This is a genomic window from Streptomyces sp. NPDC051320 (assembly GCF_040682175.1).
Lineage (GTDB): Bacteria > Actinomycetota > Actinomycetes > Streptomycetales > Streptomycetaceae > Streptomyces.
Genome location: NZ_JBFBAL010000008.1, coordinates 40,763 through 63,304 on the forward strand (window position 1 = coordinate 40,763; position 22,542 = coordinate 63,304).

General features: G+C 68.4%; 22 protein-coding genes. 18 read left to right on the forward strand and 4 right to left on the reverse strand.

Annotated elements, in window-relative coordinates; all coding sequences use genetic code 11:
- The first annotated feature begins 216 nt into the window (after window positions 1–216).
- Both AB0M87_RS18850 and AB0M87_RS18855 read left to right on the forward strand, forming a co-directional pair.
- Window positions 217–1,818, forward strand: coding sequence for an ABC transporter substrate-binding protein (locus AB0M87_RS18850; protein ID WP_365854235.1), 1,602 nt, complete (start codon window positions 217–219; stop codon window positions 1,816–1,818).
- Between the two features lie 30 nt (window positions 1,819–1,848).
- Entirely contained in the window at window positions 1,849–3,432 is a 1,584-nt protein-coding gene (locus tag AB0M87_RS18855) for an ABC transporter substrate-binding protein (protein ID WP_365854237.1), read from the forward strand.
- A 74-nt stretch (window positions 3,433–3,506) separates the two neighbouring features.
- Here AB0M87_RS18855 and AB0M87_RS18860 read toward each other — a convergent pair whose 3' ends face one another.
- Entirely contained in the window at window positions 3,507–4,181 is a 675-nt protein-coding gene (locus AB0M87_RS18860; RefSeq protein ID WP_365854240.1) for a response regulator transcription factor, read from the reverse strand.
- A 129-nt stretch (window positions 4,182–4,310) separates the two neighbouring features.
- Window positions 4,311–5,144, reverse strand: a complete 834-nt coding sequence (locus AB0M87_RS18865) for a RecB family exonuclease (RefSeq protein WP_365854243.1) — start codon at window positions 5,142–5,144, stop codon at window positions 4,311–4,313.
- A 100-nt stretch (window positions 5,145–5,244) separates the two neighbouring features.
- Here AB0M87_RS18865 and AB0M87_RS18870 point away from each other — a divergent pair, with 100 nt between their 5' ends.
- The 3 genes from AB0M87_RS18870 to AB0M87_RS18880 all read left to right on the forward strand — a co-directional run bounded on the left by AB0M87_RS18870 (window position 5,245) and on the right by AB0M87_RS18880 (window position 8,218).
- Window positions 5,245–6,483: a site-2 protease family protein gene (locus AB0M87_RS18870; protein ID WP_365854245.1), complete on the forward strand. Its 1,239-nt coding sequence runs from the start codon at window positions 5,245–5,247 to the stop codon at window positions 6,481–6,483.
- Window positions 6,484–6,501: 18 nt separating this feature from the next.
- A complete protein-coding gene (locus tag AB0M87_RS18875) occupies window positions 6,502–7,419 on the forward strand; it encodes a tRNA (adenine-N1)-methyltransferase (RefSeq protein WP_365854247.1) in 918 nt (305 codons plus the stop codon).
- Between the two features lie 217 nt (window positions 7,420–7,636).
- Window positions 7,637–8,218 carry a hypothetical protein gene (locus AB0M87_RS18880; protein WP_365854249.1) on the forward strand — a complete coding sequence of 194 codons (582 nt, stop codon included), beginning with the start codon at window positions 7,637–7,639 and terminating at the stop codon, window positions 8,216–8,218.
- A gap of 4 nt (window positions 8,219–8,222) precedes the next feature.
- On the opposite strand, the gene AB0M87_RS18885 is transcribed toward AB0M87_RS18880, so the two are convergent.
- Window positions 8,223–8,531, reverse strand: a complete 309-nt coding sequence (locus AB0M87_RS18885) for a ferredoxin (protein WP_365854251.1) — start codon at window positions 8,529–8,531, stop codon at window positions 8,223–8,225.
- Window positions 8,532–8,771: 240 nt separating this feature from the next.
- Here AB0M87_RS18885 and arc point away from each other — a divergent pair, with 240 nt between their 5' ends.
- The 5 genes from arc (at window position 8,772) to prcA (ending at window position 14,444) form a co-directional block, all read left to right on the forward strand.
- The gene (arc, locus tag AB0M87_RS18890) at window positions 8,772–10,538 is read left to right on the forward strand and encodes a proteasome ATPase (RefSeq protein ID WP_365854254.1); all 1,767 of its coding nucleotides are present in this window, start codon (window positions 8,772–8,774) and stop codon (window positions 10,536–10,538) included.
- Between the two features lie 236 nt (window positions 10,539–10,774).
- Window positions 10,775–12,286, forward strand: a complete 1,512-nt coding sequence (gene dop, locus AB0M87_RS18895) for a depupylase/deamidase Dop (RefSeq protein WP_365854257.1) — start codon at window positions 10,775–10,777, stop codon at window positions 12,284–12,286.
- A gap of 148 nt (window positions 12,287–12,434) precedes the next feature.
- Window positions 12,435–12,653 (forward strand): ubiquitin-like protein Pup, encoded by a 219-nt coding sequence (locus tag AB0M87_RS18900; RefSeq protein ID WP_365854259.1) that lies wholly within the window; start codon window positions 12,435–12,437, stop codon window positions 12,651–12,653.
- A gap of 147 nt (window positions 12,654–12,800) precedes the next feature.
- Window positions 12,801–13,646, forward strand: a complete 846-nt coding sequence (gene prcB / locus AB0M87_RS18905) for a proteasome subunit beta (protein ID WP_365854261.1) — start codon at window positions 12,801–12,803, stop codon at window positions 13,644–13,646.
- Window positions 13,647–13,691: 45 nt separating this feature from the next.
- The gene (gene prcA / locus AB0M87_RS18910) at window positions 13,692–14,444 is read left to right on the forward strand and encodes a proteasome subunit alpha (RefSeq protein ID WP_365854263.1); all 753 of its coding nucleotides are present in this window, start codon (window positions 13,692–13,694) and stop codon (window positions 14,442–14,444) included.
- Between the two features lie 76 nt (window positions 14,445–14,520).
- On the opposite strand, the gene AB0M87_RS18915 is transcribed toward prcA, so the two are convergent.
- Window positions 14,521–15,576 (reverse strand): LacI family DNA-binding transcriptional regulator, encoded by a 1,056-nt coding sequence (locus AB0M87_RS18915; RefSeq protein WP_365854265.1) that lies wholly within the window; start codon window positions 15,574–15,576, stop codon window positions 14,521–14,523.
- Window positions 15,577–15,738: 162 nt separating this feature from the next.
- Here AB0M87_RS18915 and AB0M87_RS18920 point away from each other — a divergent pair, with 162 nt between their 5' ends.
- From AB0M87_RS18920 to AB0M87_RS18955, 8 genes are all read left to right on the forward strand, one after another.
- Complete coding sequence (locus AB0M87_RS18920; RefSeq protein ID WP_365854267.1) at window positions 15,739–17,022, forward strand: MFS transporter; 1,284 nt, start codon at window positions 15,739–15,741, stop codon at window positions 17,020–17,022.
- A 9-nt stretch (window positions 17,023–17,031) separates the two neighbouring features.
- Window positions 17,032–18,393: a Pup--protein ligase gene (pafA, locus tag AB0M87_RS18925; protein WP_365854269.1), complete on the forward strand. Its 1,362-nt coding sequence runs from the start codon at window positions 17,032–17,034 to the stop codon at window positions 18,391–18,393.
- A gap of 136 nt (window positions 18,394–18,529) precedes the next feature.
- Window positions 18,530–19,534, forward strand: coding sequence for an FKBP-type peptidyl-prolyl cis-trans isomerase (locus AB0M87_RS18930; RefSeq protein WP_365854271.1), 1,005 nt, complete (start codon window positions 18,530–18,532; stop codon window positions 19,532–19,534).
- A gap of 42 nt (window positions 19,535–19,576) precedes the next feature.
- Entirely contained in the window at window positions 19,577–19,948 is a 372-nt protein-coding gene (locus AB0M87_RS18935) for an FKBP-type peptidyl-prolyl cis-trans isomerase (protein ID WP_365854273.1), read from the forward strand.
- Window positions 19,949–20,107: 159 nt separating this feature from the next.
- Window positions 20,108–21,064 carry a WYL domain-containing protein gene (locus AB0M87_RS18940; RefSeq protein WP_365854794.1) on the forward strand — a complete coding sequence of 319 codons (957 nt, stop codon included), beginning with the start codon at window positions 20,108–20,110 and terminating at the stop codon, window positions 21,062–21,064.
- Window positions 21,065–21,071: 7 nt separating this feature from the next.
- Window positions 21,072–22,043, forward strand: a complete 972-nt coding sequence (locus tag AB0M87_RS18945) for a WYL domain-containing protein (RefSeq protein WP_365854275.1) — start codon at window positions 21,072–21,074, stop codon at window positions 22,041–22,043.
- Between the two features lie 11 nt (window positions 22,044–22,054).
- The gene (locus AB0M87_RS18950; RefSeq protein ID WP_365854796.1) at window positions 22,055–22,312 is read left to right on the forward strand and encodes a hypothetical protein; all 258 of its coding nucleotides are present in this window, start codon (window positions 22,055–22,057) and stop codon (window positions 22,310–22,312) included.
- 9 nt (window positions 22,313–22,321) lie between these two features.
- Window positions 22,322–22,519 (forward strand): hypothetical protein, encoded by a 198-nt coding sequence (locus tag AB0M87_RS18955; protein WP_365854277.1) that lies wholly within the window; start codon window positions 22,322–22,324, stop codon window positions 22,517–22,519.
- Window positions 22,520–22,542: the final 23 nt, after the last annotated feature.

The following is a 22,542-nucleotide window of genomic DNA, read 5'->3' on the forward strand; positions in this document are numbered from 1 at the left end:
CGTTCCGCACTAATCTCATCCGAGAACTTCGCCGCACACTTCCGTTCCCCGGCGCCAACCATGCTGCCGTGGACCGCGGACCGATCGCCCCGTACCCGGCCGATCGCACCGCCCCGGTGGGGGAGATCCCCTGCTCGTCAGTGCTTGCGGAGGGGCGGCAGCGGCGGAGTTTTGTACACCGCTGTAACCCAGTGCCGGATGAGGAGAACGTCCAGAATGAACCGCAAGACCTTGGTACTGCCGGCCGTGGTTGGCCTGCTGGCTCCGGTACTCGCCGCTTGCGGCGCTACGGACAGCGGCAACAGCGGCGGCAAGGCCATCGTCGTGGGTGTGACGGACACCTTCGTGTCCGGTAAGGACGCTCCGGCCCCCTTCGACCCTGCGTATACCTATGACACCGGTGCCTGGAACATCCTGCGTCCTGCCCTGCAGTCGCTGCTGCAGATTCCCCGCGGCGGTGGCCAGCCGGTGCCGGACGCCGCCACCGACTGCCGCTTCACCGACACGGAGAACGAAAGCTACCGCTGCAAGCTGCGCAGCGGGCTCGAGTTCTCCAACGGCGACAAGCTGACAGCCGCCGATGTGAAGTACTCCCTGGACCGCGTCACCCACATCCACGACAGCAACGGCCCGGCCGGTCTGTTCGACAACATCGACACCATCGAGACGGTGAGCGGCACCGAACTGGTCTTTCATCTCAAGACACCGGATGCCACCTTCCCGTACAAGCTGGCAACCCCGGCCGCGGGCATCGTGGAGAAGGGAACCTACGCACCGAACCGGCTGCGCCCGGGCTTCGCGGTGGACGGCTCCGGCCCGTACACCCTCAAGACGGTCGTCAAGAACGACCGCCTCGAGAAGGCGGTTTTCACCAAGAACCCCCACTACAAGGGGGTCTTGAAGCTGCAGAACGACAAGGTCGAGATCCGTACGTTCAGCGATGCCGCCGCGATGGGCAAGGCACTGAAGTCCGGCGAGATCGACATGATGACCCGCACGCTGTCGCCGTCGCAGATCAAGGAACTCTCCGCCGGCTCGACGCAGAACATCAACTTCATCGAGAGCCCCGGCCTGGGAATCCGCTACCTCGGCTTCAACACCGATGACCCCTCGGTGAAGAACAAGGCGGTCCGCCAGGCGATGTCGGCACTCGTCGACCGCGGTCAGATCGCGAGCGAGGTGTACGGCGCCACGGCCGAGCCGCTCTACTCGCTGATCCCGTCCGGTATGGCCGGACACACCAACTCGTTCTTCGACAAGTACGGCAACCCCAGCAAGACCGAGGCGGCCAAGATCCTGCACAACGCGGGGATCAACGGCAAGGTGCGGTTGACCCTGCACTACACGAACGACCACTACGGGCCCGAGACGGCAAAGGAATTCGCGCTGCTCAAGCAGCAGCTGAACGCCTCCGGGCTGTTCGACGTCAAGATCCAGGGCACCCCATGGGCAAAATTCCGTCCCGCCGAGCTGCACGGTGACTACGCGGTCTACGGTCTCGGCTGGTTCCCGGACTTCCCCGACTCGGACAACTTCATCGCGCCGTTCCTCAGTAAGGGGAACTTCCTCAACAGCCCCTACGCGAACCAAGCCGTCCGCACAAAGTACATCCCCGACTCCCGGCGTGCCGCGGACCGTACGGCAGCAACCGCACCCTTCCAGAAGATCCAGGACATCGTGGCCGATGATGTCCCTGTACTGCCGCTCTGGCAGGGTAAGCAGTATGTCGCCGCGCGTGATGACCTGACCGGTGCGGAATGGGCTCTCAGCAGCTCGTCCGCCCTGCAGATCTGGGAGCTGGGCCGGGGCGTCAGCTGATATTGGTCACGGATGATGTGAGGCACCTGCGTGAAGATACGTCGTAACCAGTCGCTGCCGGTCCTGCTCGTCGGAGGACTGGCCGCCGGGCTGCTCAGTGGCTGCGGCACGCAGGACGACGCCGGAGGCACCGGGAAGCCGGTGGTCATGGGGATGTCCGACGAGATCCAGGCCACCGACCCGGCGTCCGGCTACGACCCCGGATCATGGCTGCTGTTCAACAACGTCTTCCAGTCCCTGATGAGCTTTCCCAAGGGCAGCTCGACCCCGCAGCCGGAGGCGGCGAAGGAGTGCGGCTTCGAGGCCGGGGGATCGACGACGTACCGCTGCACGCTGCGCAGCGGGCTCACGTTCAGCAACGGCGACAGTCTCACCTCACGGGACGTCAAGTTCTCCTTCGACCGGGTACTGAAGATCAATGACGAGCTGGGGCCGGGGCCCCTGCTCTCCTCGATCAAGACGGTGGACGCGCCGGACGCCAGGACGGTCGTCTTCCATCTGAAGTACCCCGACGCCACCTTCCCCAGCAAGATCGCCTCGGGCGCCGGCTCCATCGTGGACCACCAGCAGTACAAGATGGACAAACTGCGCACCGACGGCAAGGCGGTCGGCTCCGGCGTCTACAAGCTGGACTCGTACGACAAGAAGCAGGCGGTCTTCTCGGTCAACTCCCGCTACCGGGGTACCGCGCAGGTCAAGAACTCCGGCATGACCATGAAGCTCTTCCACAACAACCAGAAGGCGTTGGGAGCCGCGCTCAAGAGGGGCGACATCGACCTCGCCTACCGAGGACTGACCGCCAAGGACATCGAGACCATCCAGGACTCGGTCAGCGGCGACAACGGGATCGACGTCATCGAGGGCTCCAGCGCCGAAGTGCAGCACCTGGTCTTCAACATGAACGACCCGGTCGCCGGCAAGCTGCCGGTGCGCAAGGCGATCGCCTATCTCGTCAATCGCAACGCGCTGGTCACCAACGTCTACCGGTCCACGGCGGAGCCGCTGTACTCCATCGTGCCCGCCGGGATCGCGGCCCACCGCACCGCGTTCTTCGACATGTACGGCGACAGCCCCAAGCCAGGCAAGGCCGCTCAGGTGCTGCACGCCGCCGGCATCACCGACAAGGTGAAGCTGACCCTCTGGTCCACGCCCAGTCGTTATGGACCTGCCACCGATGAGGAGTTCAAGGCCATCGCCGGGCAGCTCAACGCCAGCGGGCTCTTCGACGCCACGGTGAAGTCCGTGCCCTACGGCCAGTACGAGAAGGGGATCGCGGCCGGGAAGTACGGCGTCTATGTGAAGGGCTGGGTGCCCGACTACCCGGACCCCGACAACTTCACCGCGCCGTTCTTCGGCAAGGGCAACGTGCTGGACAACAACTACGACAACAAGACGATCATCGACCATCTCATCCCGGCCGAGTCGTCAGCGACCGACCGGACCACCACGGCCGATGACTTCAGCGAGCTGCAGGACATCGTGGCGACCGACCTGCCGATCATTCCGCTGTGGCAGGGCAAGCAGTACGCGGTGGCGCGCGACAGCATCACGGGGCTCGAGTGGACGCTCGACGCCTCGACGGTCTTCCGCTTCTGGGAGATCAGCAAACACTGAGCCGACCCGGCCCGCAGATCCGCCCGGGGCCGAACCGTTCCCGGGCGGAAGTCCTTCTCCGGCCGCCCCTGGCCCTACGGCTGGGCGCCGGGGCGCACCAGGCCGCTCTCGTACGCGTACACCGCGGCCTGCACGCGGTCGCGCAGCCCCAGCTTCGTCAGCACGTGGCCGACATGCGTCTTGACGGTGGTCTCGCTGACGAAGAGGTCGGCCGCGATCTCCGCGTTGGACAGTCCGCGGGCGACCAGCTTGAGCACCTCGACCTCGCGCTCGGTCAGCGTGTGCAGGGTGTTGGGGACCGGGTCCTCACCGGACGGCAGATGGTCCGCGTACTTGTCGAGGAGCCGGCGGGTGATGCTCGGGGCCAGCATGGCCTCGCCGCCCGCGACCACCCGGATCGCCTGGACCAGCTCATTGGCCGGCGCGTCCTTCAGCAGGAAACCGCTCGCACCGGCGCGCAGCGCCTCCACCACGTATTCGTCCAGGTCGAAGGTGGTCAGCACCAGCACCTTCGCCGGCCCGTCGCGGCCGGGCCCGGTGATCTGACGGGTCGCCTCGACGCCGTCCATCCTGGGCATCCGGATGTCCATCAGCACGACGTCGGGCTGCAGGGCGCGGACCTGGTCGAGGGCCTGCAGGCCGTCCCCGGCCTCACCGACCACCGCGAGATCCTGCTCGGCCTCCAGAATCATCCGGAAGCCGGTGCGCAGCAGCGGCTGGTCGTCGACCAGTAGGACGCGGATCGCCACAGGTACTCCTTCGATAGACCCGCACCATTCTGCCCTGCGGGCCCTCCGGCGAGGGAGCGGGGCACGCAGCGCCGCTACGGCCCGGGGCCGGGTCCGGCCCGTGAGCCCCGGCCGGACCGGCGGTGCGGCTCAGGCCGGGTCGACCACGCGGGTGACGCCGAGCGGGTACACCGGCGGGGTGCCGCCGAATTCCGGGCAGAACGCCTGGTGGTCGCACCAGCCGCACAGCTTGGTGGGGCGGGGCTGCCAGTCGCCCGTTTCGGTGGCCTTCTTGATCGCCTCCCACAGCGCGAGCAACTTGCGCTCGACCCGCAGCAGGTCCGCTTCCACCGGGTCGTAGGTCACCACTTCGCCGTTTCCCAGATACACCAGCTGGAGCCGGCGCGGCACGATCCCCTTCAGTCGCCAGACCACCAGGGCGTAGAACTTCATCTGGAACAGCGCACCCTCGGCATACTGCGGTCGGGGCGCCTTGCCCGTCTTGTAGTCGACGATCCGCACCTCGCCGGTCGGCGCCACATCCACCCGGTCGATGATGCCGCGCAGCCGCAGCCCCGATCCCAGCTCGGTCTCGACGAACAGCTCCCGCTCCGCGGGCTCGAGCCGGGTCGGGTCCTCGAGCGTGAACCACCGCTCGACCAGCCGCTCGGCCTCCGCGAGCCACTGGGCGAGCTGTTCGCCTTCCGCATCCTCCGCGAAGAGACCGGCGAGCTCGGGCTTCGACGCGAGCAGCCGGTCCCATTGCCCCGGAATCAGCGCTCTGGCCCGCGGAGCCGTCCTGTCCACGGCCGGATCATCGAACATCCGCTCGAGCACCGCATGGACCAGGGTGCCCCGGGTGGCCGCCGCGCTGGGCTTCTCCGGCAGCTTGTCGATCACCCGGAACCGGTACAGCAGCGGACACTGCATGAAGTCGCTCGCCCGTGACGGCGAGAGTGAAGTGGGCTGCTGGGCGGTAGTCATGACAAGACCCTACGACCCGCCACCGACATCGTTCCGCATACCATCGACGGCAGAGCCCCCCACGGGTGGCGAACGCTTCCTGAGGATACGAAGGGACATCGTGGACGAGAGCGGCGACGGCGGGCGCCCGCGGCCCGGCACGGAGAGGGCCGATCCCGGCTCCGCGCCCGAGGACGGTAAGCCGCAGCGCCGGGACGCACCGGGTGGCGGCATCCTGATGGGCCGCCCCTTCGGGGTGCCGGTCTATGTCGCCCCCAGCTGGTTCCTGGTGGCGGCGCTCATCACCTGGGTCTTCGGCGGCCAACTGGACCGGGTGCTGCCCGAACTCGGCAACCTGCGCTACCTGGTCTCCCTCTTCTTCGCTGTCGCCTTCTACGCGTCCGTACTGGTCCATGAGCTGGCCCACACGGTCGCCGCACTGCGGTTCAAGCTCCCGGTGCGCCGTATCCAGCTGCAGTTCTTCGGTGGCGTCTCGGAGATCGAGAAGGAGTCCGAGACGCCGGGTCGGGAGTTCATCCTCGCGTTCGTCGGACCGCTGCTCTCGCTGGTGCTCTCCGGTGTCTTCTACCTCGCGATGAAGACCGTCGAGCCGGGCACCGTCCCCGGTGTGCTGCTCGCCGGGCTGATGGTCTCCAACCTCATCGTGGCCGTCTTCAACCTGCTCCCCGGTCTCCCCCTGGACGGCGGCCGGATGCTGCGCGCGGTGGTCTGGAAGATCACCGGCAAGCCCATGAGCGGCACCATCGCAGCGGCCTGGTTCGGCCGGGCGCTCGCCGTCACCGTCCTGATCGGCCTCCCGCTGCTCACCCACACCGGCTCCAACGCGGACGTCGGCGGCATGGAGACGGTGATGGACGCGCTGCTGGCCGCGATTCTCGCCGCGATCATCTGGACCGGCGCGGGCAACAGCCTGCGGATGGCCCGCCTGCGCGAACACCTCCCCGACCTCCGGGCCCGGACGCTCACCCGGCGCGCTGTCCCGGTGGAGAGCACCACACCGCTCTCCGAGGCGCTGCGCCGCGCCAACGAGGCGGGGGCGCGCGCCCTGGTGGTCGTGGACAGTCACGGTGACCCCACCGCGCTGGTCAGAGAGGCGGCCATCGTCGGTGTGCCCGAGCACCGCCGTCCGTGGGTCGCCGTCAGTGGACTCGCCCAGGAACTCACCGAGAGCATGAAGGTCCCGGCGGAGCTGGCCGGTGAGGCGCTCCTCGACAAGCTCCGGGCCAGCCCGGCCACCGAGTACCTGGTGGTGGAGGAGGCCGGTGAGATCTACGGCGTACTCTCCACCAGCGACGTCGAACGGGCATTCGTCCAGGCGATGGCGCGCCCCGGTTCCTGAGGCCGGTAGGCTGCTCACATGTCCGAACCGACCGGTGCCGCCCGCCGACGTGGGCCCTTCAAAGTCGGGGACCAGGTACAGCTCACCGACCCCAAGGGTCGCCACTACACCTTCACCCTCGAAGCGGGAAAGAACTTTCACACCCATAAGGGTTCTTTTCCGCACGACGAGCTGATCGGTGCTCCCGAGGGCAGCGTTGTCCGCACCACGGGAAACGTCGCCTACCTTGCGCTGCGCCCCCTGCTCCCCGACTTCGTCCTGTCCATGCCCCGCGGCGCAGCCGTGGTCTACCCCAAGGACGCAGGCCAGATCCTGGCCTTCGGTGACATCTTCCCCGGTGCGCGCGTCGTCGAGGCGGGGGTGGGATCCGGCGCGCTCAGCAGCTTCCTGCTGCGTGCCATCGGAGAACAGGGCATGCTGCACTCCTACGAGCGCCGCGCCGACTTCGCCGAGATCGCCACGCAGAACGTCGAGCGCTACTTCGGCGGGCAGCACCCGGCCTGGCAGCTCACGGTGGGCGATCTCCAGGACAACCTGTCGGACACCGATGTCGACCGCGTGATCCTGGACATGCTCGCCCCGTGGGAATGCCTGGACGCCGTCTCCAAGGCCCTCGTGCCCGGCGGGATCCTCTGCTGCTACGTGGCCACCACCACCCAGCTCTCGCGCACCGTGGAGTCCATCCGGGAGATCGGCTGCTTCGCCGAGCCACAGCCCTGGGAATCGATGATCCGCAACTGGCACGTGGAGGGTCTGGCCGTCCGGCCCGACCACCGGATGATCGGCCACACCGGCTTCCTGGTCACCGCCCGCCGCCTGGCGGACGGGGTGGAACCCCCGATGCGCCGCCGTCGCCCCTCCAAGGGCGCGTACGGCGAGGACTACAAGGGCCCCGGAGGACGGGCATCGCAGGAAAAGCCCGCCGAGGAGAGCTGATCCGCGACGCCGGCTCCGCCTGAGCCCGGCCGGCCCCCGCAGGCCGCTCTGATGCGCCGACAACGCGCGGATGCCGCCACCGAGTTCCCCAGCACCTGGGGGAACTCGGTGGCGGCATCTTTACGTTGACCATACGGACCCCGGCGTTCCGAACGGGTGTGACGTGTGGCACCATTCTGGCCACCCCCTCCGGAACTGCCCCACAGGAGACCCCCGCGTGCTGCCCTCCGCGCTCCCGGACCTCCCGGACCTCGCGCACACCCGGACCAGCCCGGTCCAATGGCTGGCGACAGCCACCGCGATGGCCGGCGTCGTCGCTCTGGCGGGCTTCGTGACGCCCGGCCCGGCCACCGCATCGCAGCCCGGCGGAAAACCGGCCACGGTCGCCGCGCCCGACACCGCGGCCGCCGTCTTCCCCCTGAAGTGCGGCGGTGTGGGCAGCGTCGTCACCAGGAAGGCGACCGGCGACCTGGACGGCGACGGCCGGCCCGAGGCCGTGGCCGTGGTCCGCTGCGACGCGGGCATGGGAACCCCGCCGAGCGGCGTCTACGTGGTCACCCAGCCGCTCACCGAGGGCGGCGCGCCGCGGGTCGTGGCGACTCTCGTCGCACCGGGTAGCGAGCAGACGGTCGGAGCCCTCGCGGTGCACGACGGAGCGGTCACCGCGACGCTGCTCGGCTACTCGTCACCCGAAGTACCGCGGTGGAAACCCGATGTACGGGAGAAGGCCAAGTGGCGCTGGCAGGGTGGGAAGTTCGTACGCTCGGTGCCGTCCCGGGCGCAGGCGCGCGCCGTGTGAGGCGTCACTCGGCCGCGGGGCCGTAGACCTCCACGCGGTCCGAAACCCGGCGCACATGAATGCAGTCGCCCGGGCATTCCTTGGCCGAGTCCACGACATCCTGCAGCAGCGGCAACGGCACCGGTGTGGTGGCTCCGGCGTCCTGGAGCAGCTCGTCGTCGGCGCTCTTCACGTACGCCAGTCCGTCGATGTCGAGCTCGAAGACCTCGGGCGCGTACTGGGCGCAGATGCCGTCGCCCGTGCAGAGGTCCTGGTCGATCCAGACCTCGAGCACCTGGGCCGCGTCGGTGGGAGCCTCGTCCTGCACGGTCATTTCTCCTGCCGTTTCCTGCGTGGTTGAACCCATTGGAGCCACCCCTGACGGGTGTTGAACACTTCGACGATACAACCGGCGGCTTTCCGACGCTGCTGGGTGGGTATTCCCTGACGAGAGGGAGTACGCAAGAGTGAAGATCGGACACACTCCGACGTCTTTGTGATCTAGGGGTTTGATTCGCCGATCGCCCAGGTAGGGTCAGGAAGCGTCCAGCTCCCCTTGGAGGAGGTGAGGACCGTGGCAGCCCACGACGACGACATCAACCGCGGCATCCGGCCCGCGCGAGGGTCTGAGGACCCCGCCGGCCAGGTTGCCTATCTCGAGCAGGAAATCGCCGTCCTGCGCCGCAAGCTCGCCGACTCTCCGCGACACACGAGGATTCTCGAAGAGCGGATCGTCGAGCTGCAGACGAATCTGGCAGGCGTGTCCGCGCAGAACGAGCGGCTCGCCAACACGCTCCGTGAGGCGCGTGACCAGATTGTGGCTCTCAAGGAGGAGGTCGACCGGCTCGCACAGCCGCCGGCCGGCTTCGGCGTCTTCCTGCAGGCCATTGAGGACGGCACGTGCGACATCTTCACCGGGGGCCGCAAGCTCCGGGTGAACGTCAGTCCCAGCGTGGAGCTCGACGAGCTCAGGCGTGGCCAGGAAGTCATGCTCAACGAAGCGCTCAACGTGGTCGAGGCCATGGAATTCGAGCGCGCCGGGGACATCGTCACCCTCAAGGAAGTCCTCGAGGACGGCGATCGAGCCCTGGTGATCGGGCACACCGACGAGGAACGGGTGGTGCGGCTCGCCGAGCCGCTGCTGGACATCACCATCCGCCCCGGCGACGCCCTGCTGCTCGACCCGAGGTCCGGGTACGTCTATGAGGTGGTGCCGAAGAGCGAGGTCGAGGAGCTCGTCCTCGAAGAGGTCCCGGACATCGACTACAACAAGATCGGCGGTCTGGGCGACCAGATCGAGCTGATCCGCGACGCGGTCGAGCTTCCGTACCTGCACCCCGACCTTTTCAAGGAACACGAACTGCGGCCGCCGAAGGGTATCCTGCTCTACGGTCCGCCGGGCTGCGGCAAGACGCTCATCGCCAAGGCCGTCGCCAACTCCCTTGCCAAGAAGGTCGCCGAGGTGACCGGGCAGCCCGCGGGGAAGAGCTACTTCCTCAACATCAAGGGTCCCGAGCTCCTCAACAAGTACGTCGGTGAGACCGAGCGGCACATCCGCCTGGTGTTCCAGCGTGCGCGGGAGAAGGCGAGTGAGGGTACCCCCGTCATCGTCTTCTTCGACGAGATGGAATCACTCTTCCGCACCCGTGGTTCCGGTGTCAGCTCGGACGTGGAGAACACCATCGTCCCGCAGCTGCTCGCCGAGATCGACGGCGTGGAGGGGCTGGAGAACGTCATCGTCATCGGCGCCTCCAACCGTGAGGACATGATCGACCCCGCGATCCTGCGGCCGGGCCGGCTCGATGTGAAGATCAAGATCGAGCGCCCCGACGCGGAAGCCGCCAAGGACATCTTCGCGAAGTACCTGACGGCCTCCCTGCCGCTGCACACGGACGATCTGGCCGAGCACCGGGACAGTCCGGACTCCACGGTCAGCGCAATGATCCAGTCGGTCGTCGAACGGATGTACACCGAGTCCGAGGAGAACCGCTTCCTCGAGGTCACGTACGCCAACGGCGACAAGGAGGTCCTGTACTTCAAGGACTTCAACTCCGGCGCGATGATCCAGAACATCGTCGACCGGGCCAAGAAGATGGCGATCAAGGACTTCCTCGATCAGGGCCAGAAGGGTCTTCGGGTCTCCCACCTGCTCCAGGCGTGCGTGGACGAGTTCAAGGAGAACGAGGACCTGCCGAACACCACCAACCCGGACGACTGGGCTCGGATCTCCGGCAAGAAGGGCGAGCGGATCGTCTTCATCCGTACCCTTGTCACCGGAAAGCAGGGCGCGGACACCGGACGCTCCATCGACACGGTGGCAAACACCGGTCAGTACCTGTAAAAGACAGGGCGGCTGCGGGGCCCTCGGAGGGTACCCGCAGCCGCCGTGTTTTCCGGCTTCGGCCGCAGGGACAGCAATGCCTGTAATGATCTCCCCACCGGCGCAGCGGCGTTCTAGGCTCTTCGGTAACCACCGAGTCGCGCAGTGCGGAGACGGGCGACCGCGCACGCACCGGAGAACGAAGCGGTACTTGAGCGACGCTTCCGCAAGGGGCGCTGCCGGGCTAGGAGGGCCGCATGACCGTACGGCGAGTAATGGGCATCGAGACGGAGTACGGCATCTCCGTCCCGGGTCACCCGAACGCCAATGCCATGCTCACCTCGTCCCAGATCGTCAACGCCTACGCGTCGGCGATGCACCGGGCGCGGCGGGCCCGCTGGGATTTCGAGGAGGAGAATCCGCTGCGGGACGCGCGGGGCTTCGACCTCGCCCGCGAAACCGCGGACAGCAGCCAGCTGACCGACGAGGACATCGGCCTGGCCAACGTCATCCTCACCAACGGCGCGCGTCTCTATGTCGACCACGCCCACCCCGAGTACAGCTCGCCGGAGATCACCAATCCGCGCGATGCCGTCCTCTGGGACAAGGCCGGCGAACGCATCATGGCCGAGGCGGCGGAGCTGGCCGCCCGGGTCCCCGGTGCCCAGCCGATCCATCTGTACAAGAACAACACGGACAACAAGGGCGCCTCGTACGGCACGCACGAGAACTACCTGATGAAGCGGGAGACCCCGTTCTCGGACATCGTGCGCCATCTGACGCCGTTCTTCGTCTCGCGTCAGGTCGTGATCGGTGCCGGCCGGGTCGGAATCGGTCAGGACGGCCACGAGCACGGCTTCCAGATCAGCCAGCGGGCGGACTACTTCGAGGTCGAGGTCGGCCTGGAGACCACGCTCAAGCGGCCGATCATCAACACCCGCGACGAACCGCACTCCGACGCCGAGAAGTACCGCCGACTGCATGTGATCATCGGTGACGCCAATCTCTCGGAGATCTCGACCTATCTCAAGCTCGGCACCACGTCCCTGGTGCTGGCGATGATCGAGGACGGCTTCATCAACGTGGACCTGGCCGTCGATCAGCCGGTGCGGACCCTGCACCAGGTCTCGCACGATCCGACGCTGGGCCAGTTGGTCACGCTGCGTAACGGTCGGACGCTGACCGCGGTGCAGCTCCAGATGGAGTACTTCGAGCTGGCCAGGAAGTACGTCGAGGAGCGCTACGGGGTGGACGCGGACGAGCAGACCAAGGACGTCCTGGGCCGCTGGGAGGACGTGCTGAACCGCCTGGAGACCGACCCGATGAGCCTCTCGGGCGAGCTCGACTGGGTCACCAAGCGGGAAATCCTGGAAGGCTACCGCCGCCGGGACAACGTCGACTGGGACGCGGCCAGGCTGCACCTGGTGGATCTGCAGTACGCGGACGTCAGGCCCGACAAGGGGCTGTACAACCGTCTGGTGGCCCGCGGGAAGATGAAGCGCCTCCTGGACGAGCCCGCGGTCACCAGCGCCCGTACGAACCCTCCTGAGGACACCAGGGCCTATTTCCGCGGCCGCTGCCTCGAGCAGTACGCCGATGACGTCGCCGCGGCGTCCTGGGACTCGGTGATCTTCGATCTGCCCGGGCGGGACACCCTCCAGCGGGTTCCCACCCTGGAACCGCTGCGCGGGACCCGCAACCACGTCAAGGAGCTCCTGGACCGGTGCCGCACGGCCGAGGACCTGGTCCGGGTGCTCGGCGGCGGCTGAAAGGCCCGCGGCGTGGGAATCATCCAGGTGGGCTCCGGACGTTGACGGAAGTACCAGGCCAATGTCGGACCACGCTTGTAGGGTCGGATCAAGCGGCTCTGATCAAGCGGGTCTGATCAGTTACATCGAACCGAGCGGGGTGAGGTAGATGGCGACCAAGGACACCGGCGGCGGACAGCAGAAGGCGACGCGCAACACTGAGGGGACCGAGGAGCAGGCGCCCGAGGCGCAGGGCTCGGAGGACCTGAAGGAGCGCCAGGAGAAGCTGAGCGACGACGTCGACGACGTCCTCGACGAGATCGATGACGTCCTCGAGTCCAACGCCGAGGACTTCGTGCGGTCCTTCGTCCAAAAGGGCGGCGAGTAACGCGTGTTCTCCTCTGCCGGTGCTGTCGGCGAAAGCCGATGGCACCGGCGCGGATGACCGGCGCGGGCGCGGGTAAGGTCCGTGAACAGATCACAAGATCGGCCCGGCCTTTCAGAAGCGGGCCGCCGCCTATCCGGAAGGAAACGCGTGGAAGCCAACCCTCGTAGCACCGGGCGTCTGCCGGCCGCCTTCCTGACGCCGGGCTCATCCTCCTTCATGGACTTCCTGTCCGACCACGCGCCGGAGATCCTGCCGGGCAGCCGCGCGCTGCCGCCGGTGCAGGGCGCGTTCGAGGCGCCGCACGGGACGACCATCGTGGCCGCGACGTTCGCCGGCGGGGTGGTCCTCGCCGGCGACCGTCGCGCGACCATGGGAAACATGATCGCCCAGCGCGACATCGAGAAGGTCTTCCCGGCCGATGAGTACTCGGCCGTCGGTATCGCGGGCACCGCCGGTCTGGCCGTGGAGATGGTCAAACTCTTCCAGCTGGAGCTGGAGCACTTCGAGAAGGTGGAGGGCGCCACCCTCTCCCTGGAGGGCAAGGCCAATCGGCTCTCCACCATGATCCGCGGCAATCTCGCCATGGCCATGCAGGGGCTCGCCGTCGTGCCGCTCTTCGCCGGTTACGACGTGGACCGGGAGAAGGGCCGGATCTTCTCCTACGACGTCACGGGCGGGCGCTCCGAGGAGGTCGGCTATGCGTCGACGGGCTCCGGCTCCATCTTCGCCCGGGGCTCGATGAAGAAGCTCTACCGCGACGACCTGACGGAGCAGCAGGCCACCACCCTGGTCGTGCAGGCGCTGTACGACGCTGCCGACGACGACTCGGCGACCGGCGGCCCCGATGTGGCCCGTCGTATCTATCCGATCGTCACCGTCATCAGCGATGAGGGCTTCCGCAGGCTGACCGAGGCGGAGGGCGCCGAGCTCGCCCGTTCGATCCTGGAGCGGCGCCTCGAGCAGCCCGACGGCCCCCGTGCCCCACTGCTCTGAGGTCTTCCGATGCACTCGTCACTGACAGAAAGGGACGGATAGCCGGTGTCGACGCCGTTCTATGTCTCACCCCAGCAGGCCATGGCCGACCGGGCGGAATACGCCCGGAAGGGCATCGCCCGTGGTCGCAGCCTGGTTGTGCTGCAGTATGCCGACGGCATCGTGTTCGTCGGCGAGAACCCGTCCCGTGCGCTGCACAAGTTCAGCGAGATCTACGACCGGATCGGCTTCGCGGCCGCCGGTAAGTACAACGAATACGAGAATCTGCGGATCGGCGGAGTGCGCTACGCGGATCTCCGCGGCTACACCTACGACCGCGACGATGTGACGGCCCGTGGTCTGGCCAACGTCTACGCGCAGACGCTGGGCACGATCTTCTCCAGTGCGGCCGAGAAGCCGTACGAGGTGGAGCTGGTCGTCGCCGAGGTGGGCGCCGAGCCGGACGGCGACCAGATCTACCGGCTGCCGCACGACGGATCCATCGTGGACGAGCACGGTTCGGTCGCGGTCGGTGGCAACTCCGAGACGATCAGTTCCTTCCTCGACCAGCAGCACCGGGAGGGAATGACCCTGGCGGAGGCGCTGAAACTGGCCGTACAGGCCCTGTCGCGGGACACCAACGGAGGCGAGCGGGAGATCCCGGCCGAGCGACTGGAGGTGGCGGTGCTGGACCGCACGCGGCCGCAGAAGCGCAAGTTCAAGCGCATCGTGGGCCGTCAGCTGTCCCGGCTGCTCGCGGCCGACGACGCGGCGGTCACCAAGACGGACGCGCCCTCCGACGAGGAAGAGGAGGAGTAGCCACCACCGGCTCCTCACCCGGCGCCCCGGCCCGCTCGCGCGGTCCGGGGCGCCGTGGTTCCCGCGCGGGTGGGTCTCAGCCGGCCGGCGGTGGCGCCGTCGACCCGCGGACCAGCAGGCTGACCGGCAGGTCGCCGCTCGCCGGCTGCCGCCCGTCGAGTACGGCCAGCAGCGCCGTCATACCGCGCCGCCCGATCTCCTCGGCCGGCAGCGCCACCGTGGTGAGTTCGGGCTCGATGGCGGTGGCCAGCGCGAGGTCGTCGAAACCGGTGACGGACAGATCCTCCGGCACCCGCAGCCCGAGCCGCCTGGCCGCCTTGCAGGCACCGGCGGCCAGGATGTCGTCGTCGCAGATCACCGCGGTCGGCCGGGGCCCCGGCCCGCCCAGCGCCCGTTCCGCGGCCCGTCGTGCGGCGTCGACCTCCAGCGCGGCGGTGACCGTGCTGACCTCCGCGCCGCGCAGCGCCGTTCGCAGCGCGTCGGCGCGTACGTCGAAGGTCCAGGAGTCGATCGACGGGGCGAGATGCACGAAGCGGCGATGGCCGAGGGCGAGCAGATGGCCCGTCACCTGACGCATGCCGTCGGCGATGTCCAGATTCACGTGCGCGGCGGCCCCGGACTGGGCGGGGTCGCTGTCCAGCATCACGAGGGGCAGGTCGGAGCCCCGGATGGCGGCCAGCGCACCGACGGCCATCGAAGAGGCGATGACGCCGTCCAGGGCGGTGCGTGCGGAGGCGAACGGGTCCCTGGCCGGGCCCACGCCGTCGGGGGAGGGATAGAGAACCACCCCGAAGTCGTGTTCCGCCGCGGCCGACGCCGCGCCGGTGTAGACGCGGGCGAAGAACTCGGTGGTGAGCGCGGGGACCACCAGCAGCACCGTACGCGTGCTGCCGAGGCGCAGATTGCGAGCCGCGAGATTGGGGCGATAGCCCAGCTGCCGGGCCGCCTCGCGCACGAGTCCGGCGGTGCGCTCGGAGACCCGGCCACGCCATTTGTCGCCGAGCACCAGGGAGACACTGGCCTGCGAGACACCGGCCGCACGTGCGACATCGCGACTGGTCGGGCGGGTCGGGGCGGTCTGCTCCGGGCTTGCCGCCCGGGGATCGGGGCGGGCACCTGCTCGGGCGTTCACTCGGTCCTCCACTCGGCCGGTCACCGTCCTCGGCCGACGTGCGGCCGTCTGGACCTCCGGTCTGCGCTCATGATACGTATAACTCCGGACGTTATACGTAACACCTGAGCGCGTCGGAACCAGGTCGGAGACATCCGGCGCGCCGGGCAGAGAGGGGCGGACATGGCCGCGGGCTACGCGGAACTCCTCGGCACCCGGCATGTGACCCGGTTGCTGTCCGGCACCCTGGTCGGCCGCCTGCCGAACGCGACCGCGGCGATCGCCGTGGTGCTCTTCGTCCGGGCGCAGGACGGCAGCTACTCACTTGCCGGGCTGCTCTCCGCCGTCTACGGCCTGGCCACCGCGGTCGGCCAGCCGCTGCTCGGCCGGGCCGTGGACCTGTACGGCCAGCCGCGGGTGATGCTGCCTTCGGCGGTGATCTCGGCGCTCGGCATGGTGCTGTTCGCCGCGGTCGGTATCGATCCGGTCGGGCTCGCGGTCGTCGCCATGCTGGTGGCTGGACTCTTCACCCCGCCGCTCGAGGGCGCACTGCGCGCCCTGTGGCCCAGTGTGCTCAAGCGGGAGGACCGGGTGCACGCCGCCTACGCGATGGACGCGGTGGCCCAGGAAGTGATGTTCACCGTCGGTCCGCTGCTCGTCACCCTGGCGGTGTCGCTCTGGTCCGAGTCGACCGCCCTGGTGGCGGTGAACGCGCTCGGCGTGCTGGGTGCGCTCTCCGTGGTCCTGTCGGAGCCCTCCCGCAGCTGGCGCTCGGCGCCGCGCGAAGCCCACTGGTTGGGCGCACTGCGCTCCAGCGGCCTGCTCGCACTGCTGGGCGCGTTCTTCTTCGTCGGCCTGGCTCTCGGCTCCATCACGGTGGCCGCGGTCGCCTATGCCGACGACCACGGCGGCGACGCGGTGTACGGCGTACTGATGGCGGCGATCGGCCTGGGTGCGCTTGCCGGTGGGCTGGCGTACGGGGCGCGCCAGTGGCCGGGGACGGCGGAACAGCGGCTGCGGGTCGTCGTCGGATGCCTCGCACTGGGCTATCTGCCACTGATCCTGGTGCCCGGAGCGGCCGCCATGACGGTCCTGATGACGCTGGCCGGCGTGTCGCTCGCGCCGGCCATCGCCTGCGCCTTCATCGTCGTCGACCGGCATGCGCCGCGCGGGACGGTGACCGAGGCGTTCTCCTGGCTGGTGACCACGTTCGGGGTAGGCGCCGCATTGGGGACGGCCGTTGCCGGACCGGCGGTGGAAGTCGGAGGCGTGGCCGCCGGTTTCGCGGCAGCGGGCGGCGGGGGAATCGCCGCGCTGATCGTCCTGCTGGCCACCCGGCGGGTCCTCGCAGCTCCGGGCCATGGTGCCGGCCGTGCTCCCGAACATGAGGACTCCGGGGTGGTCACTTCCGAAAATGATCGGAACGGGGCCGCCGAACCCGGTTTCAGGACAGGCCATCAGGCGTAATGTTCAGTCATGGATCGCCGCATTTTCGGGCTGGAGAACGAGTACGGCGTCACGTGCACATTCAGGGGACAGCGCCGTCTGTCCCCTGACGAAGTGGCGCGCTACCTCTTCCGCCGTGTTGTGTCATGGGGCCGCAGCAGCAATGTCTTCCTGCGGAACGGTGCCCGCCTCTACCTCGACGTGGGATCGCATCCGGAATACGCAACTCCCGAGTGCGACAACGTGGCTGAACTGGTCACTCACGACAAGGCCGGCGAGCGCATTCTCGAAGGTCTGCTCGTCGACGCCGAACGCCGCCTGCACGAGGAGGGAATCGCGGGCGACGTCTATCTCTTCAAGAACAACACAGACTCGGCGGGAAACTCGTACGGCTGCCACGAGAACTACCTGGTGGCCCGGCACGGCGAGTTCTCCCGGCTCGCGGACATTCTCATTCCGTTCCTCGTCACCCGCCAATTGCTCTGCGGCGCCGGCAAGGTACTGCAGACGCCACGCGGAGCGGTCTACTGCGTGAGCCAGCGAGCGGAGCACATCTGGGAGGGTGTCAGCTCCGCGACCACCCGCTCCCGTCCGATCATCAATACCCGCGACGAGCCGCACGCGGACGCCGAGCGCTACCGCAGGCTGCACGTCATCGTCGGCGACTCGAACATGTCCGAGACGACCATGATGCTCAAGGTCGGCGCCACCGACCTGGTGCTGCGCATGATCGAAGCGGGCACGGTGATGCGCGATCTGACCCTGGAGAACCCGATCCGGGCCATCCGCGAGGTCAGTCACGACACCACGGGCCAGCGCAAGGTGCGCCTCGCCAGCGGGCGCGAGGCCTCGGCGCTCGAGGTCCAGCGCGAGTACTACGAGAAGGCCGTCGACTTCGTGGACCGGCGCGGCATCAGAACCGGCCAGGTCGAGCAGGTCCTGGAGCTCTGGGGCCGCACCCTCGACGCGATCGAGGCCGAGGACCTCGACCGGATCGACACCGAGATCGACTGGGTCATGAAGTACAAGCTCATCGAGCGGTACCGGGACAAGCACAACATGACCATGTCGAATCCGCGGGTCGCTCAGATAGACCTCGCCTATCACGACATCCACCGGCGGCGTGGTCTGTACTACCTGCTGGAGAAGCGGGGCCAGGCCACCAGGATCTGCAACGACCTGAAGATCTTCGAGGGGAAGTCGGTGCCCCCGCAGACCACCCGGGCGCGGCTGCGCGGAGACTTCATCCGCCGGGCGCAGGAGCAGCGGCGGGACTTCACGGTCGACTGGGTACACCTCAAGCTCAATGACCAGGCACAGCGCACCGTGCTCTGCAAGGATCCGTTCCGGTCGGTGGACGACCGGGTGGAGAAGCTGATCGCCGGAATGTGACCGTCCGCACCTGTCCGACAGAAGAACCCCGCACACCGGCGTGTGCGGGATTCTTCTGCCCGCCGTGAGCCCGTCCGGCGGACTCGGGGTCGTAGAGTGGCGCCCACTGACCTTCCCCGCTACCCCGAGGACCACTGTGCGACGCCGTCTTGCCGTCTTGCTCATCGTGCCGGCCCTGGTACTGACCGCTTGTGGAGGTGGGGGCTCCAAGAAGAAGGACGAATCGGCTCCGTCGCCCTCCAAATCCGCTTCGGCGCCCGCCGTCCCCAAGCCTGTCGATTCGGCGTCCCCGCTGCCCACCGTGAGCGGAGCGGCGGGCAAGAAGGCCGCCATCACCGTTCCCAAGCAGAACCCGAGCGGGAAGTTCGTCGTCCACCCGCTTTCCCAGGGCACCGGCGCCGTGGTCAAGAAGGACGACCTGGTGATGGCCGGCTACACCGGCAAGGTGTGGAAGAGCGGCAAGGACCTGGGCAGCTCGTACGACAAGGGCGGCGCGCCCCAGCTCATCACCGCCGGTTCGAAGACCATCATCCCGGCCTTCGCGGACGCCGTGCTCGGACAGAAGATCGGCAGCCGGGTGCTCGTCGTCGCACCGCCGAGCGCCGCCTTCGGCAGTGCGGGCCAGCAGCAGCTCGGCGTCACCGGTAAGGACACGCTGGTCTTCACCCTGGACATCCAGAAGGTGATCCCGAAGCGCGCCCACGGCACTCAGGCGGCCATCCCCTCGAACCTGCCGCAGATCAAGGCGGACAAGGACGCGGCCGCCACCATCTCGGTACCGAAGAACGACCCGCCCAAGAAGCTCACCGACCAGGTGCTGATCCAGGGCGACGGCGCCACGGTGAAGAAGGGCCAGACCGTCTACATGCAGTACAGCGGCGCCGCCTGGAAGCCCAATGAGGGCAAGGCGTCCGCGACTCTCTTCGACACCTCGTGGAAGAGCGGCGCGCCGTTCGCCACCGCCATCGGTGAGGGCCAGGTCATCAAGGGCTGGGACCAGGGCCTGGTGGGCAAGAAGGTCGGCGACCGGGTGCTGCTGGTCATCCCGCCGGAGCTGGCCTACGGCGACAAGGCCCAGGGCGCCACGCTGCCGGCCAATTCGACGCTGGTCTTCGTCGTCGACATTGTGGCGGCAGTGTAAGACTGTCCCGGTTGCCCAGTGTCGAGAAGTAGGAGCAATTACGTGAGCATCGAGAAGCCCGAGATCGACTTCCCGGGTGGCGAGCCGCCGGCCGACCTGGAGATCAAGGACATCTGGGAGGGCGAGGGCGCTGTCGCCAAGGCCGGCGACACCGTCAAGGTCCACTACGTCGGTGTGGCCTTCTCCACCGGCGAGGAGTTCGACGCGAGCTGGAACCGGGGCACGCCGCTGCAGTTCCAGCTCGGTGTCGGCCAGGTCATCGCCGGCTGGGACCAGGGTGTGCAGGGCATGAAGGTCGGCGGCCGCCGTCAGCTGACCATTCCCGCGCACCTCGCCTACGGCGACCGTGGTGCGGGCGGCCGTATCAAGCCGGGCGAGGCGCTGATCTTCGTCTGCGACCTGGTCGGGGTCTGATCGGAACCGATCACTTCCGAGGGTCCGTGCCTGCCGGCACGGACCCTCGGCTTTTGTCCCGGCACCACAGGGCGGTACGGTCGACGGTCGTAGAGCGTGCTGCACTCTTCCGCGGGGAACGCCACGGAAGACCTGCCCAGGACACCGGAGAGGGCGTCGATGGCGATTGCCAAGGCCGAGCGACTGATGAATCTGGCGCTGTGCCTGCTCGGAACCCGCCGCCCGCTCAGCAAGCGGGAGCTGAGGAGTTCCATCGAGGCCTATCTGGAGGCGGGCTCCGACGAGTCCTTCAACCGGATGTTCGAGCGGGACAAGGACGATCTGCGCGAACTCGGCCTGGTCATCGAAACCGTCGAGAATCTCGACGGGGACGCGGGATATCTCGCGCGCCGCGACAGCAACCGGCTGCCGCCCGTCGCGCTGGACGCCGAGGAGGCCGCGGCTCTCGGACTCGCCGCGAAGGTCTGGCAGCAGGCCCGGCTGGCCGGGGCGGCCAGCGGCGCGCTGCAGAAGCTGCGGGCGGCCGGTATGCCGGAGGCCGGCGATCCGTACGCCGTGCAGCACGGCGCGCTGGAGCCACGTATCCCCGTACACGAGGCGGCCTTCGAGCCGCTGATGCTGGCCTGCCGCGACCGCCGCCCGGTGACCTTCGACTACCGCAAGGCCAACGCGGCCCGACCGGAACCCCGGCAGGTCGAACCCTGGACGCTGGAATGCTGGCGCGGCCACTGGTATCTGGCCGGCTGGGACCGCGAGCGCGGTGCGGAGCGGGTGTTCCGGCTGTCCCGGATCACCGGTAAGGTCCGTTCCCGCTCCGGCGCGTTCACCGCCGACGTGCCGGACGTGGTGACCGTCCGCGAGACCGTCGAGACCTGGGCGGGGGAGACCGCCACCCGCACCGCGCTGATCAAGCTGCGCAGCGGGGCCGGCTACCCGCTGCGCTCGCGGGCCACGCACTGCCGGGAACTCGGTGACGGGTGGGACGAGTTGGAGATTCCGTACGGGCACGGCCTGGACGCCTGGCTCGTCGAGTTCGGCCCGGACGTGATGGTGCTCGCCCCCGCTGACCTGCGGGCCGATGTGGTGGACCGGCTGCGCGCCGTGGCCAAGGACTGAGGGGCACGTGGCTACGAACGCGATCGACCAGACCCGCAGGATGCTGTCCCTGGTGACCTATCTGCGCGAACGCCCGGGTGCCCGCGTCGGCGATGTGGCCAGAGCGTTCGGGATCAGCGAGGACGAGCTGATCTCCGATCTGGACGTGCTCCCCATGTGCGGGACGAGTTTCCGCGGGGGCGATCTGCTCGACATCGACACCGACGGCGAGTCCATCTGGTGGCACAACCCCGATGATGTCGCCGAGCCGCTGCGGCTCGCCGCCGACGAGGCGACCGCCCTGCTGGTGGCCGCCCGCGCCGTCGCCACCCTGCCCGGCCTGCGTGAGGGCGACCGGCAGGCCCTGCTGCGCGCCACCGCGAAGCTGGAGGCCGCGGCCGGAGAGGCGGCGGGAGCCAGCTCCCGGCTGTCGGTGACCTTCGAAGCGGAGGGCGGCGTCTTCGCGGACGTCGACCGGGCGATCTCCGAACGGCGCAGGCTGTGGCTCCGGTACTACTCGCCCGCCCGGGACGAGCTGACGGAGCGTGAGGTCGACCCGATCAGGCTCTTCGCGGTGGGCCACACCTACATGGAGGCGTGGTGCTATCTCACCGAGGCCAGGCGCACCTTCCGCCTTGACCGGGTCGCCGAGATCAAACTGCTCGACGAGACCTCGGCGCCGCCCGAGCTCGAACTGCGCGACCTCTCGGAGGGGCTGGTCCAGCCCGCCGCCGAGGACCCGGAAGTGGTGGTGGAGGTCGGGCCGGGCGGGCGCTGGGTCGCCGAGTACTACCCGCACGACAGTGCCGAGGAACTCGCCGACGGCGGCCTGCGGATCACCCTGCGCACACCGGATCCGACGTCGCTGCGCAGACTTGCGCTGCGGCTGGGCGGGGAGGGCCGCATCGTCTCACCGCAGGGTCTCGCGCAGAGCGCACAGCGCGCGGCGCGCGAGGCGCTGGCGGCGTACGACGGGCAGGAGCAAGGAGAGTTGCTGTGACTGTGTCCGTAATGCCGGATGTCTCGGCCCCGCTGGACCCGGCCGTCTTCAAGGCGGCCTGCCCGGACTGCAGAAGCCGCTTCGAGCTGGCCGCCGATGCGTTCAGGCTGGCCATCGGCGGTAGCCGCCGTACGACCTTCTACTCCTTCACCTGCCCCGAGTGCGGCTCGTCGGTCCGTAAGCCGGCCGGAGAGCGGATCATCGAACTGCTCACCGGCGGTGGGGTGCGGACGCTGCGGCTCCATTCCACCGCCGCCGAGACCGTCTAGGGGCGCCGCATGTTCTGGCCGATGTTCGCCATCGCTCTGGGTATTCTCGGGATCGCGGTGCTCGGCGTGCTCGCCGTGCGGGTCTTCCTGGAGGCCCAGCGGCTGGGCAGCCAAGTGACTCGCGCCACACAGCAGATCAATACGGCCGCGGAGGGCCTCGAACGCGCCGCCACGGGTCTCGCCCGAAGCGGCGAAACCTTGCGATAGGACCGACATCTCCTGTCCGGCGG

Coding starts and splice junctions, on each gene's coding strand:
- AB0M87_RS18955 (WP_365854277.1), top strand. CDS start 22,322: ATGTTCTGGCCGATGTTCGCCATCGCTCTGGGTATTCTCGGGATCGCG.
- AB0M87_RS18950 (WP_365854796.1), top strand. CDS start 22,055: ATGCCGGATGTCTCGGCCCCGCTGGACCCGGCCGTCTTCAAGGCGGCC.
- AB0M87_RS18940 (WP_365854794.1), top strand. CDS start 20,108: ATGGCGATTGCCAAGGCCGAGCGACTGATGAATCTGGCGCTGTGCCTG.
- AB0M87_RS18875 (WP_365854247.1), top strand. CDS start 6,502: ATGTCCGAACCGACCGGTGCCGCCCGCCGACGTGGGCCCTTCAAAGTC.
- AB0M87_RS18865 (WP_365854243.1), bottom strand. CDS start 5,144: ATGACTACCGCCCAGCAGCCCACTTCACTCTCGCCGTCACGGGCGAGC.
- AB0M87_RS18920 (WP_365854267.1), top strand. CDS start 15,739: ATGGCCGCGGGCTACGCGGAACTCCTCGGCACCCGGCATGTGACCCGG.
- pafA (WP_365854269.1), top strand. CDS start 17,032: ATGGATCGCCGCATTTTCGGGCTGGAGAACGAGTACGGCGTCACGTGC.
- AB0M87_RS18850 (WP_365854235.1), top strand. CDS start 217: ATGAACCGCAAGACCTTGGTACTGCCGGCCGTGGTTGGCCTGCTGGCT.
- AB0M87_RS18885 (WP_365854251.1), bottom strand. CDS start 8,531: ATGACCGTGCAGGACGAGGCTCCCACCGACGCGGCCCAGGTGCTCGAG.
- AB0M87_RS18900 (WP_365854259.1), top strand. CDS start 12,435: ATGGCGACCAAGGACACCGGCGGCGGACAGCAGAAGGCGACGCGCAAC.
- dop (WP_365854257.1), top strand. CDS start 10,775: ATGACCGTACGGCGAGTAATGGGCATCGAGACGGAGTACGGCATCTCC.